This window comes from Amycolatopsis sp. NPDC051128 (assembly GCF_040682715.1).
Classification (GTDB): Bacteria; Actinomycetota; Actinomycetes; order Mycobacteriales; family Pseudonocardiaceae; genus Amycolatopsis.
The window spans coordinates 1-10,676 of sequence record NZ_JBFBBN010000096.1 but is presented as its reverse complement, the minus strand read 5'-3'; the positions used below and the strand labels follow the sequence as shown (position 1 = coordinate 10,676).

General features: G+C 68.7%; 13 protein-coding genes. 4 read left to right on the top strand and 9 right to left on the bottom strand.

Annotation, left to right across the window (positions count from 1 at the left end; translation table 11 throughout):
* Nucleotides 1–79: 79 nt before the first annotated feature.
* From AB0M82_RS45665 to AB0M82_RS45625, 9 genes are all read right to left on the bottom strand, one after another.
* Entirely contained in the window at nt 80–595 is a 516-nt protein-coding gene (locus AB0M82_RS45665; RefSeq protein WP_364736107.1) for a DUF2199 domain-containing protein, read from the bottom strand.
* Nucleotides 596–829: 234 nt separating this feature from the next.
* The gene (locus tag AB0M82_RS45660) at nt 830–1,981 is read right to left on the bottom strand and encodes a tyrosine-type recombinase/integrase (protein ID WP_364736104.1); all 1,152 of its coding nucleotides are present in this window, start codon (nt 1,979–1,981) and stop codon (nt 830–832) included.
* Nucleotides 1,978–2,160 carry a helix-turn-helix domain-containing protein gene (locus AB0M82_RS45655; protein ID WP_364736102.1) on the bottom strand — a complete coding sequence of 61 codons (183 nt, stop codon included), beginning with the start codon at nt 2,158–2,160 and terminating at the stop codon, nt 1,978–1,980. The genes AB0M82_RS45660 and AB0M82_RS45655 overlap by 4 nt, the downstream gene beginning before the upstream one ends.
* Complete coding sequence (locus tag AB0M82_RS45650; protein ID WP_364736100.1) at nt 2,157–3,890, bottom strand: replication initiator; 1,734 nt, start codon at nt 3,888–3,890, stop codon at nt 2,157–2,159. Before AB0M82_RS45650 ends, AB0M82_RS45655 begins: the two co-directional genes overlap by 4 nt.
* Nucleotides 3,887–4,537, bottom strand: coding sequence for a GGDEF domain-containing protein (locus AB0M82_RS45645; protein ID WP_364736097.1), 651 nt, complete (start codon nt 4,535–4,537; stop codon nt 3,887–3,889). The genes AB0M82_RS45650 and AB0M82_RS45645 overlap by 4 nt, the downstream gene beginning before the upstream one ends.
* Nucleotides 4,534–5,187: a hypothetical protein gene (locus AB0M82_RS45640; RefSeq protein WP_364736094.1), complete on the bottom strand. Its 654-nt coding sequence runs from the start codon at nt 5,185–5,187 to the stop codon at nt 4,534–4,536. The genes AB0M82_RS45645 and AB0M82_RS45640 overlap by 4 nt, the downstream gene beginning before the upstream one ends.
* On the bottom strand, nt 5,184–6,632 hold the full coding sequence (locus AB0M82_RS45635; RefSeq protein ID WP_364736091.1) for an FtsK/SpoIIIE domain-containing protein: 1,449 nt from the start codon (nt 6,630–6,632) through the stop codon (nt 5,184–5,186). Before AB0M82_RS45635 ends, AB0M82_RS45640 begins: the two co-directional genes overlap by 4 nt.
* A 3-nt stretch (nt 6,633–6,635) precedes the next feature.
* Nucleotides 6,636–7,088 (bottom strand): hypothetical protein, encoded by a 453-nt coding sequence (locus tag AB0M82_RS45630; RefSeq protein ID WP_364736088.1) that lies wholly within the window; start codon nt 7,086–7,088, stop codon nt 6,636–6,638.
* Between the two features lie 89 nt (nt 7,089–7,177).
* Entirely contained in the window at nt 7,178–7,609 is a 432-nt protein-coding gene (locus AB0M82_RS45625) for a plasmid replication, integration and excision activator (RefSeq protein WP_364736085.1), read from the bottom strand.
* A gap of 271 nt (nt 7,610–7,880) precedes the next feature.
* On the opposite strand from AB0M82_RS45625, the gene AB0M82_RS45620 reads away from it, so the two are divergent.
* Genes AB0M82_RS45620 through AB0M82_RS45605 form a run of 4 tightly spaced genes read left to right on the top strand, consistent with a single transcriptional unit; the run spans nt 7,881 to nt 10,605 of the window.
* Nucleotides 7,881–8,084 (top strand): lipid A biosynthesis lauroyl acyltransferase, encoded by a 204-nt coding sequence (locus AB0M82_RS45620; RefSeq protein WP_355115826.1) that lies wholly within the window; start codon nt 7,881–7,883, stop codon nt 8,082–8,084.
* A 2-nt stretch (nt 8,085–8,086) separates the two neighbouring features.
* Nucleotides 8,087–8,632, top strand: a complete 546-nt coding sequence (locus AB0M82_RS45615; protein WP_364736082.1) for a DUF6879 family protein — start codon at nt 8,087–8,089, stop codon at nt 8,630–8,632.
* A gap of 17 nt (nt 8,633–8,649) precedes the next feature.
* Nucleotides 8,650–9,495 (top strand): helix-turn-helix transcriptional regulator, encoded by an 846-nt coding sequence (locus tag AB0M82_RS45610; RefSeq protein ID WP_364736079.1) that lies wholly within the window; start codon nt 8,650–8,652, stop codon nt 9,493–9,495.
* Between the two features lie 60 nt (nt 9,496–9,555).
* The gene (locus tag AB0M82_RS45605; RefSeq protein ID WP_364736076.1) at nt 9,556–10,605 is read left to right on the top strand and encodes a hypothetical protein; all 1,050 of its coding nucleotides are present in this window, start codon (nt 9,556–9,558) and stop codon (nt 10,603–10,605) included.
* Nucleotides 10,606–10,676 lie beyond the last annotated feature (71 nt).

The following is a 10,676-nucleotide window of genomic DNA, read 5'->3' as shown; positions in this document are numbered from 1 at the left end:
GGGCGCTCCACCTTGTCCCCGTCCGGGGAGGCTGGACGGTCTGACGACTGCCCGACGAGGAGATCCGCCCACTTGGTGGCTAGTGAGCGTGGCTATGCCACGCGGCGTGGGGGATGGCAGACAGCACCCAGGATCGAGGCCATGTGTGGTTGATGACCGCTGCCAGGCTCTCGTCGTAGATCGTCTCCACGTAGGGCACCTGGTTGGTGTCCTTGACCGTCGCCCGTGCCTGTGTCATCAGCGGTGGTCCCCATGGCTCGATGCCGTTCGCAATGACACCTTCCAGGATCAGGGACGAGTACTCGTCCGAGTGCCACAGGCGGCGCGCCCGATCGAAGTCACCGCGGTTCGTCAGCGCGAGCCAGGTGCCGTAGGTGATCCGAAAGTCATCGGTGAGCATCACGGGCAGCATTACCCGCACGAACACCCCGATACCTTCGGCGCCCACCACATCGCCGCTCTCGCGCACCCGCTGAGACCGCTCGGCCTCGGGGATCTCAAGGATGGGATCGGGCAGCTTGAAGCGGAAATCCAGGTCACGGCCTTGCACGGGTTGCTGGCAGTAGGAGCAGACCAGCGAGGGGTCGACAGACACGCGAGCATCCTAGGGCCGCCGTACAGCCATCCGTACAGCCAAGACGACCGACGAGCGCCGCGGGAGAACGGCAGCGGCCGACAAGCGGTGCAGGTCAGCGGCAATGAGCGACGCAGGCCGACAGCAGTCTTGATCTTTGCAAGGCAGGGGTTAGGGGTTCGAGTCCCCTGGGCTCCACAAGCACTTTCCCGGTTGATCTCGGTTCCGAGTACAGCCATTCGTACAGCCAAGCGGTCACGCCATGCCCTCCTCGCCGAGGACCCGGTCGATGGCCGAGGCAGCCTGACGAGCCCGCGCCGGCAGGACGTGCCCGTAGGTGTCGGCCGTCATCCGGATCGTGGAGTGCCCGAGCAGCTCCATTACCGTGCGCAGCTCCTCGCCCTGGTCGAGCAGGAACGTGGCGAATGCATGGCGCAGGTCGTGCAGGTGCAGCCAGTCCAGACCAGCCGCCGCGCGCAGTTGCTCGAAGCGCCGGTTGACGTTCCGCGGCTCCATCGCTGTACCGATGGTGCTGGCGAAGACCAGGCCGAGATCCGTCCACACCTCACCGGCCGCGAGCCGTTCCTTAGCCTGGCGCACCCGCTGCGACTCCAACGCCCTCACCGCGAGGGTCGACAGCGGCACCGGACGGCTCGACCGGTGCGTCTTCGGCGGCACGAACTCCAACCCGCGATCCGTTCGCTGGAGCGTCTGCCGAACGAAAAACGCCCGGCCCGGCAGGTCGACATCCGACCACCGGAGGCCCAACAACTCAGCCCGCCGGAGCCCGGTCGCCAGCGCCAGGACGAACAGCGATTCCAGTCGGTCCCCAGTAAGCACCGACAGCAGCGTCTTGGCTTCCTCCGGCGTCAGCGCACGTCGCTCGGTCCGGCCGAGAGCCGGCGGCTTGGCGGCCTTGGCGACGTTGCGCGGCACCAGGTCCATCCGCTCAGCGTCGGCCAGGGCGACCCGCAGCACGGCGTGCACCTTGATGATGCTGGCCGGTGCGAGCTTCCCGCGCAGCCCGGTGAGGAACCGCTGTACGTCCCGAGGGGTGAGCCGGTCGAGCTTGACCCGGCCGAGGCCCGGCACCAGGTGCTTTGTCACGGCCAGGCGGTAACGGACAAGCGTTGACGGCCGTGTGCCGTCGTGCGCCTTCACGTCCCGCAGCCACTCGGTCAACCAGGCTTCCAGCGTCCGAGACTGCGCGGTCAGGTCGACCCCGAGCTGAAGTAGACGACGCAGATCGTCCCGCTTCCGGACCGCCTCAGCCTCGCTCTTGGCGTAGACGTACTTCCGCTTACGCTTCCCGTCGATCCATCCGAGATCGACCACCGCAGCCCACACGCCCGGGCGCTGCTCGTACACCGAGCCCTCACCATGAGCACGACGCCGCCGGCCCGTCATGCCGCGAACTCCTCATCGGCCGACAGGAACTGATCGATTGCCGCGACCGGTATCAGCCGAGCACGGCCCGCCTTGATCGACCGCAGGCGACCGGATCGCATGAGGACGTAGACGGTGTCTCGACAGACGCCGAGCAGGGCCGCAGCCTCAGCTGGGCGGACGCTCTTCTTCTCGCTCATGCTGCGGTCCCTTCCTGCTCTGCGGACTGACGTGAGGCGGTTGCCGAAACGTTGGGCGGGTCGGCGGCGGCGCGTCTGGCGGCGTCGAGTTGGGCGCGCCATTGGATGCGTTCGGAGATGGCGCGCAGCACCCGGTGGCCGATCGGCGGGACGTCGGGGTCGGTGGGCTTGGCGAGTTCCCACGCGTGGCGCTGTTCGCCACCGGCCGGGGCGGTGTTGGCATCGGTGGTGACACCGAGCAGGGCTTTGACCCAGTCGCGACGGTCGGCCCGGTGATCGGCCAGGGTCTTGCCGGACCACTGCCGAGAGATGAGAACGCGTCGGCCGCCGATGCCGAGCGTTTCCCGCTTGTGGACCTTGTTCTTGCAGTTGCCCGGCTTCAACCCGGGTCGGGCCTTCTTCGGCTGGATGCCGTAGAGCAGCCAGTTCGCGCACCGCTCGGAGCACGGCGTGTGCCGCAGCTCTTGCCACAGCCGTTCCAGGTGCGCGCGCTGACGGCCGGTGGTGACCTCGTGGCAGTCAGCGGCCTGCTTGGTCAGGTACTTGGTGATGTAGCCGACGCACCGGTCCGCGACCCGGGTCCCCGCGAGCACACCTTTGGCGTCGACCTGGCTACCGAAGCGGACGACGTGCACGGGTTGCGCGTCGGGGTCGGCGTCCACCAGGTCCAGGGCGTCATCCCACGACGGCAGCAACCGCCCAGTGGTGGGGTCGGTGTAGCCGGCGGCGTCGGCGTCCCATCGCGGCGCCCTCCCGGGTTCGTAGACCATCTCGTCGAGGGGCGGCCACCAGACTTGGTGGTAGGTGGCGGCGGCGACCTGGCGGACGAGGGTGCGGGGGATGGTGCCGCGCATGGCGAAGTGCGCGTGCGGGGCGAGGCGGCGTTGCGGCTCGACTGCGCCCGCGTATTGGACGTTCCAGCCGACTGCGCGGCGCAGGTTCTGCCAGAAGCGGTCCAGGAGCCGGGGGAAGTGCACCGCGTCCCAGGCAGCGCGGCGGTAGTCGTAGGCGTCCGGGTCGACCGGGGTGCCGTCGGAGTGGACGCGGCCGTAGGAGCCGAGGGTGAGGGTCAGGAACATCGACGGCCGGAACACCTGCCCGCCGTGGCCTTCGAATGTCCGCCCGATGGTGCGGTTGTCCACCGGCAGGCGGGGCAGGTCCGGGGCGTCCTGGCGGCGTTTGGTGGAGCGGACCCGCCGCTTCCCGTCGCCGTCGTCGGAGTCCTCGGAGGCGTGGGGCGGTGCGGGTCGGCCCCGGAGTCCTTCGGTGGTGATCTCGGCTTCCAGCTCTGCGATGGCGTCGTCCAGGTCGGCCACCTGGTCCCATTGGGAGGTGCGGGCGGCTTCGTCGCGGGCGAATTCCAGGTGGGCGCGGGCGATGATGAGTGCCTGTTGCGCCTCGGTGGCCGGGCGGGGGCCGGGGTGGGGTTCGTCGTCGCGGTGCCAGCCTTCGCGGATCTGCTGCTGCCGCAGGCGGCGTGCCCGTTTCGCGCAGGCCGGGCACTTGGCCTCTTGGGTGGCGCCGCAGGGCATGTCGATGACTTCGGTTTGCCCGGAGTCGAGGTCGGTGCGGCGCAGGGAGATGGGGCGGGTGCAGACGCCGTAGTCGGCGGCGAGGTCTTTGACGACGTCGATGGAGCGGGGCATGAGCATGCGGGCGGCCCGGGAGCCCGGCCTCGGCTCCACCACGGGAGCGGGTTCGAGGCCGGGCAGCGTCGGAGTCAGGGTCATCGGCTCACCCCCACGCTCGGGGCGAGTTCGCGGGTGCGGAGCAGCGGTCGGGGGTCGGCGGTGGGGGTGGTGTGGTCGTCGCGGAGCGGGTCGAACGCGGCGACTCCGGTGCGGGTGGTCTTGGCCCGGTACATGGCCGCGTCGGCGTCAGCGAGGGCGGCGGCGAGGCCGGCCGGGCTGGCGGGTGCGAGGCCGATGCTGGCGGTCACCGACACCGCCGCGCCGGAGGGCAGGCGGACGGGGGCGGCGATCGCGGCGGCCAGGCGGCGGGCCGCGGTGGCGGGGTTGGTGTCCAGGAGCAGCGCGGCGAACTCGTCTCCGCCGAGGCGGGCGGCGACACCGTGCACCGAGCGGAGCCGGGACGCGACAGCGGTCAGGACGACATCTCCGGCGGCGTGGCCGTGAGTGTCGTTGACCGGCTTGAAGCCATCCAGGTCGATCACCACCACCCACGGCCGCAAGGCCGCGAGCTGCTCCCACGACTGAGCGAGGCCGGCGCGGTTGGCGAGGCCGGTGAGCGGGTCGCGCAGGGTGGAGCGGTGCAGGGCGGCCAGTTCGTAGCGCACGGCGTAGAGGCGGTACTGATCCCAGGCGAAGACGGCGAGGCAGGCGGCGAAGAGGACGCCAGAGAGCAGGTGGTCAGTCATCGGGTCACCTCTCCGATCAGGGGGACGCCGTTGCGGCGGGCGAACGCGGCCGGCGGCACCGGAGCCACCGCAACCGGACGAGCAGGCGGGACAGGAGCCGGAGCCGGGGCGGGCTCGGCGTCGACCAGGGCGACCGGCTCAGCCACAGCCGGTGCGGGCGGCGCGACCGGACGGGACGCAGCCGGGGCGGGAGCAGGCGGCGCGACCGGACGGGAGGAGGCAGGAGCCGGAACCGGAGCCGGAGCAGGGGCCGAGGTGGTGGTGAGGACGAGTTTGGACAGGCCCATGAACGCCAGCGCGGGCACGGCCGACAGCAGCCAGCCGGACAGGCCGGGTTTGGCGACGGCGAGCTGCGCCGCGAGAGACAGGAGGACGGCGGCGATGAGGAGGAACATCGGGTAGCCGACCCGTTGGCGGTTGCGCTTGCGGCGTCGGATGGTCAGTAGCGCGGCGACCGGGACGAGTTCGGAGATGACGGCGTTGGCCCAGCCGAACCACGCCCCGGTCCCGGGTGGGCTGTTGTCGAGGGTCCAGTCTTTGACGTGGGTGAACGACGCGGCCCCGGCGAAGCCGGCGACGAGCAGGAGGATGACGACGAGGACCAGGCCCTCGATCCGGTCGGTGCGGGTGGTGGTGGGGTGAGGCTTCATGCGGCACCGTCCAGGACTTCGCCGTCGATGACGCGCAGGCGGCCGTAGGTGTGGGCCATGTCGCGGATCTCGTCATCGGTCAGGTAGGAGAACCGGACCCGCATCGGGGTGGGGTCGCCGTCGATGACCACGAACGCCACCCCCGGCAGGCCCTGCGGTATCCGGTCGCACAGCGCGCCCCGGTCCCGCATCCCCTCACCCAGCACCAAATCCACCTGAGCCGCTTCGGCCAGCCGCAGGCCGATGCGGGTGGGGAACAGGTCCCGGAACGGCAGCACCTCCTTACGCGGATCCTGAATCGCCGCCACCACGTGCACGCCCACGGCGCGGCCCTGCGACAGCAGGATGGACAAGGCGGCCTTGACGCGGTCCTTCAACTGCCGGTCAGTCAGGTACGCGGTCAGGTTCGCCAGCTCGTCGATGACCACGACGATCAGCGGCTCATCCGGCGTCGGCACGTGCTGGCGGGTCCGGCCGTAGAGCTTCCCGGCGCGGTCCTTGGCGACGGTGGCGGCTTCCTCGATCAGCTCCACCATGGCCGGGTAGTCCTTGCGGGCGAACCGGGCGAACATCGGCGCGCCCATCCCCAACTCCATGCCGCCCTTGGGGTCCAGGCCCCACAACTGCACGAGGCCGGAGGTGACCCCGTTGGCCAGCGAGCGGACCAGCGACCAGATGACCGAGCCCTTCCCCGCACCCGTCGCCCCGACGACGAGGACCTGGGTGCCGAACAGCCGCAGGTCGTAACCCTCGCCGTCCTCACGCCGACCCACGGGCAGGGCGGTGAACTCCGGGACCGCCGGCACCGGCAGCGGGCGGACGAGCTTGGCGAGGGGGTCACCGCGGAACAGGTGCAGCAGCACCACATCCGGCCGCGAGCCTGGCACCGCCTTGACCTGCCGGACGCCGAAGGTGTGCGCCAGGCGTTCCGCTACGCGGGCGAAGTCGTCGGGGATCTGCCCGGTGACCATCCGCACCGTCACCACATCCACCCCGGCGCCGCAGCGCACCGACCGCAGGACAGGCAGCACCGTGTGGGAGTCGAAGGAGACAGCGAGCTTCGCCGTGACCATCGCGGCGTGCCAGTTGCGCCGGTACAGCCAGCGGCGGAAGCGGGCCAGGACCGGCCACCACCCGAACCGCAGCCACGACGACCGATGCCCAAACCCCCAGCCCGCCGTGACGGTGGCGACCAGGCCGACGACGCCGACCAGGCCGACGACGCCGACCGGGCCGACCCAGCCGAAGCGCAGGTACAGCCAGGCGAAGAACACCACCGGGGCGGTCACGTACCAGAACCGGACCAGCACCACGGCCAGCCGGGCGAGGCCCTTGAGGGTCCACCAGGACAGGGCCAGCCACAGCGGGATACGCACGAACGGCGTCCGCACGTTGATCGGCGCGGAGTCGATGCGCTCACCCCGGATCACGTTGACCAGCGGCATCCCTCAGCCCTCCCCACCCGCAGCGGCGAACAGGACGGCCTGACCCGGGGCACCGGTACGGCGCACGACGCGGCGGCGGACTGGGCGAGCCGGAGCGAGAGCGGCCAGGTCCACCGGCCCCGACTGCGGCGCGGGAACGTGGCGGATCATGGTCGGCAGCCACCGACCCCGGCCGAGCACCGCCCGAAGGTCGACCCGGTCGGCCACGTGCGGGGCGATCAGGTCCGGGTCGAGACGGCGCAGCTTCACCACCGTCCGCGCCAAAGCAGCAGCAGCGGCGGAAATCTCCACCAGCGCGGCCACGCGGACGGCGTCGGACGGGATGGTGGTGTAGACCTCGCGGGCCGCCCGGATACCCGGACCGGCCAGACGCATCACCGTCCGGCGGTGGGTGGTGCGGCGGGGGGCGGGGCGCGGGTTCCCGACGATGCGGGCAGCGTCAGCTAGCGTGGGCATCAGCCCAACTCCTTCCAAGAGGATCGGGTCAGTGCGCGGGGCGGGAGTTGTCTTGGCGGATGAGGCCCGCCCCGCGCGTCGAGTTCTGGTCAGGCCGCCTGCTTCGACACGGCGGCGGTCGGCTCGGTCATGGCCCCGGCGCGGATCGACCACGCCTGACGCGCCCGGCACTTCCCCGACCCCTTGCAACGCTGCGAGTCCACGTACGGCGTCAGCGTCACGTCCGAGAACATCACCGCCGGCGGATAGCCCGGGATCTTCGACGCCGGAGGCACCGGCTGCTGAGGTGCGGCGATCTTCACCTTGACCTCCTTCGTGCCGCCGAACTTCCCCGCCTCCGGGTCCAAGTCGAGGACCTTGACCACCCACAGGCGCTCGCCCGTGTCCTTGTCGCGGGCCTGGTCGTCGCCCTGACCCCGCTTGTCGAAGTCCGTCACCGGCTCCACCCCGAGGCACAGCGCACCCGCCGGGAAGACGTAATCGAACGGAACCGGAACCTTGATCGAGTTCGGGACAGCCATGCCCCACACCTCCTGGTCGAGTCGGCCGGCTTCCCCGGCCCTTGACTGTTCTGCTACCGGGAATCCGGCGCAGTTCGATGATGCTCGCTGCCTCACGCATCGTCAAGCAGTTGCTCGCAATTGCTTTAGGCTGGAGCCTGCCAGGCTCCGTCACTCGCACCACCTCGCCCCGGTTGTCTAGTCAGCAACCGGGGCGATTGCGTGAAGATGCTCAGCAGTGCAGCATCGGGGTACCTGCGTCGCGGGGCGCAGCGATGGAAGGGGCATAAGGATGCGGAACCTGGAGTTCCTGTGGAAGGACGTCGTCTCCGGAGGTGGCGGCTGCCCGGCGCTGTACAAGACCGAGGGCGGCTACGTCGTCCAGGGCATCAAGCTCGATGACGAGACTCGTGCGCAGCTTCGCCAGTTGGCGGACGACGAGGACGGCGTCTTCGTTCCGGCGAACGTGCTCGACCGCCTGCGCGAGATGGGCTGACCATGGGAACACCGCTCACCGACGCCGAGTTCGCCGACCAGCTCCGCACGTTCGATCACACCGCGTTCCGGTTGGAGCTTCAGCCGGCGTACCTGGAGCCCAGCGAGCACGACACGGTGGCGAAGTTCTTGGCCGGCGACCGGGAGCCCCCGACTGAGGTTCCCGGGCTTGCCGCCTGGTTCGAGCAGATCGCCGAGCTGACGCAGCAGGGCAAGCGGATCGAACGCGTGCGGGTGCACGAGGACCCGCCGACCGACTACCAGCGGTGGGAACGCTGGATCGGCCGGTGGAACGTCGAAGCCGGCGAGGAGATCCACTACCTGACGCGGGCGAGAGCACATGAGGTCGGCTTGCTGCCCGCAGCCGGCGACGTCGACTGGTGGTTGCTGGATTCCAGCCGACTGATCATGATGCGGTTCGACGATGTCGGCCACCGGATCGGCAATGAGCTGGTGACCGACCCGGCGACCGTGGTGCAGGCGTGTGCTTGGCGGGACCTGGCAGTCCACTACGCCGCTCCGACCAACGCGCGGAGCGCAGCCGCTTAGCACGAGGAAGTCATGCGATGAACCCGATCGAAGAGTGGTTGACCCAGCCCGAAGGACTGGCCGATCGCCTGCGTGCCCTGCGCACGCAGGCCGGCCTGTCCGGCAAGCAGCTCGCCGACGCGAACGGTTGGGCACCGTCGAAGGTCTCCCGACTGGAGAACGGCCGGCAGATGCCGGCGCCAGCCGACCTGTACGCGTGGGCACGCGCCTGCGGTGCAGACGACACCGCCGCGCAGGACCTGTTGCGGATGCTCGGCGAGGTCCAGGCCGCGCACCGCAGCTTCCGCCGCCGGATGCGCCAAGGCCAAGCCGGTGTCCAGGACAGCTACAACCAGTTGGTCGCCGAATCGCGCCTGATCCGGCACTTCGAGACCGTGTATGTGCCCGGTCTACTCCAGACCGCCGCCTACGCCCGCCGCGTCCTCACCGAGATGGTCGAGCTGCACAACCTCGACATCGTAGACGTGGATGCCGCGGTAGCCTTCCGTATGCAGCGACAGCAACTCCTGTACGACACCAGTAAGCGGTTCGAGTTCCTGCTAGCCGAGCCCGTACTGCGGTGGCTGCTGTGCTCGCCCGAGGTCATGCGCGGCCAGCTCGACCGGCTGCAAACCGTGGTTGGCGTACCGAACATCCGTTTCGGCATCCTGCCGCTCGGCGTCCAACTCGCCACCACACCGCAGAACTCCTTCCAGATGTACGACGACGTAGCCATCGTGGAGACCTTCGTCGGCGAGACGACCCATCGAGACGACGAGGCTGCGGCGTACGCCAAAGCCATGGAACGCCTATGGAAGGAAGCTGTAACCGGAGAGGACGCGCGGAGGCTTGTCGTCCGCGCAGCCGAGGATCTGCGAAAGTAAGCCGCAACCCAGCCTGGCTAGGCCGGCAATGAACCGGGTCTTTGGTCGCTACCCTGAGGCATGGACATTGGCGAACCCCCTCCTGACCCGTTCGCGGGGATGGCGCCCGGTGAACGCAAGCGGGCGCAAGAGGTCGCCATCCTTAGGATGGCGTATGACCTGTCATCCTTCCATAGCATTATTCCGCGCGAACGTCCAGACTTCGCCCTGACTCGCCGGGCAGGCGGCAGACCTTTTGGTGTTGAGATCACACAGTTGTTTATCCACGAATCGCAAGCGCGGTTCAATCTTGTTCACGGATACGCACACCGCCTTTGGTCCGGAGGTTCCCATCTGCACAAGAGGGACGTAAACATTCTTAAATCCGTGACAGTGGAGATTACCGACAAGCACGGGAATCTGCGCCAGGCAAACGTGCCAGCGATCATCATGGAGAGCCCGACAGTCGCAGACTTTCGATCATCCCTTTGTGGGGTGATCCGATCAAAGGCTGCGCGGCGATATGACTCCGACGGCTTTAGCCATCTCAATCTGGTTATCCTCGACTGGTTCGAGCTCAAGTTCGACGCAACGGAGTACTTGACGGATCAGTTCTTCGACCAGGAAGTACGTTCAGCGCTGAAAGAGTCTCCGTTTCGCGAGGTTCTTCTCATTATCTACAATACGGCGGGTAGTAAAGACGCCGACCCGAACGAGCCGGCAAAGCCGGACGCTCGGATCATTCCACTCCAGCAGTTGCTTGCCATGGAGCGTTTTTACGTCACAGGTGGCGTGATCGACAGAGAGTGCGACGGGATTCTGGGCGATGTGGCCGAGTTGAACCGCCTCGCGATTGACCATGTGACACGGGTTCAAGGCTACGGGGAGGCAGTTGAATGTGAGGGCCGACCCTTCCTGCGCTATCGCGGAACCTTGATTGAGTTGGGCGAGCAGGGGATGCAGGTCCGCGAGACGGGTGACTACGAGATGCCCAGCTACCCGACCATCGCCATCCCCGACCGGATGGAATCCGAGGTTGAGGAGCGGGTTACAGCGGCGGTTGAGGCCAGCGTGTTGGGGTTTGGCTTCGCCCGGCCTGCAAATCGCCCCAGTATTTGGAGCGAAAGCTGAGCCATGGGTCGCTGCCGCATCAGGTATGCCAGGAGTAGTCGGCAGGGCCACCGCCGAGCGCCTTGGGGCGG

Bases quoted from the DNA above. Each gene is read 5' to 3' on its own strand.
- AB0M82_RS45660 (WP_364736104.1), bottom strand. From the start codon at position 1,981: ATGACGGGCCGGCGGCGTCGTGCTCATGGTGAGGGCTCGGTGTACGAG.
- AB0M82_RS45655 (WP_364736102.1), bottom strand. From the start codon at position 2,160: ATGAGCGAGAAGAAGAGCGTCCGCCCAGCTGAGGCTGCGGCCCTGCTC.
- AB0M82_RS45650 (WP_364736100.1), bottom strand. From the start codon at position 3,890: ATGACCCTGACTCCGACGCTGCCCGGCCTCGAACCCGCTCCCGTGGTG.
- AB0M82_RS45645 (WP_364736097.1), bottom strand. From the start codon at position 4,537: ATGACTGACCACCTGCTCTCTGGCGTCCTCTTCGCCGCCTGCCTCGCC.
- AB0M82_RS45640 (WP_364736094.1), bottom strand. From the start codon at position 5,187: ATGAAGCCTCACCCCACCACCACCCGCACCGACCGGATCGAGGGCCTG.
- AB0M82_RS45635 (WP_364736091.1), bottom strand. From the start codon at position 6,632: ATGCCGCTGGTCAACGTGATCCGGGGTGAGCGCATCGACTCCGCGCCG.
- AB0M82_RS45630 (WP_364736088.1), bottom strand. From the start codon at position 7,088: ATGCCCACGCTAGCTGACGCTGCCCGCATCGTCGGGAACCCGCGCCCC.
- AB0M82_RS45625 (WP_364736085.1), bottom strand. From the start codon at position 7,609: ATGGCTGTCCCGAACTCGATCAAGGTTCCGGTTCCGTTCGATTACGTC.
- AB0M82_RS45620 (WP_355115826.1), top strand. From the start codon at position 7,881: ATGCGGAACCTGGAGTTCCTGTGGAAGGACGTCGTCTCCGGAGGTGGC.
- AB0M82_RS45615 (WP_364736082.1), top strand. From the start codon at position 8,087: ATGGGAACACCGCTCACCGACGCCGAGTTCGCCGACCAGCTCCGCACG.
- AB0M82_RS45610 (WP_364736079.1), top strand. From the start codon at position 8,650: ATGAACCCGATCGAAGAGTGGTTGACCCAGCCCGAAGGACTGGCCGAT.
- AB0M82_RS45605 (WP_364736076.1), top strand. From the start codon at position 9,556: ATGGACATTGGCGAACCCCCTCCTGACCCGTTCGCGGGGATGGCGCCC.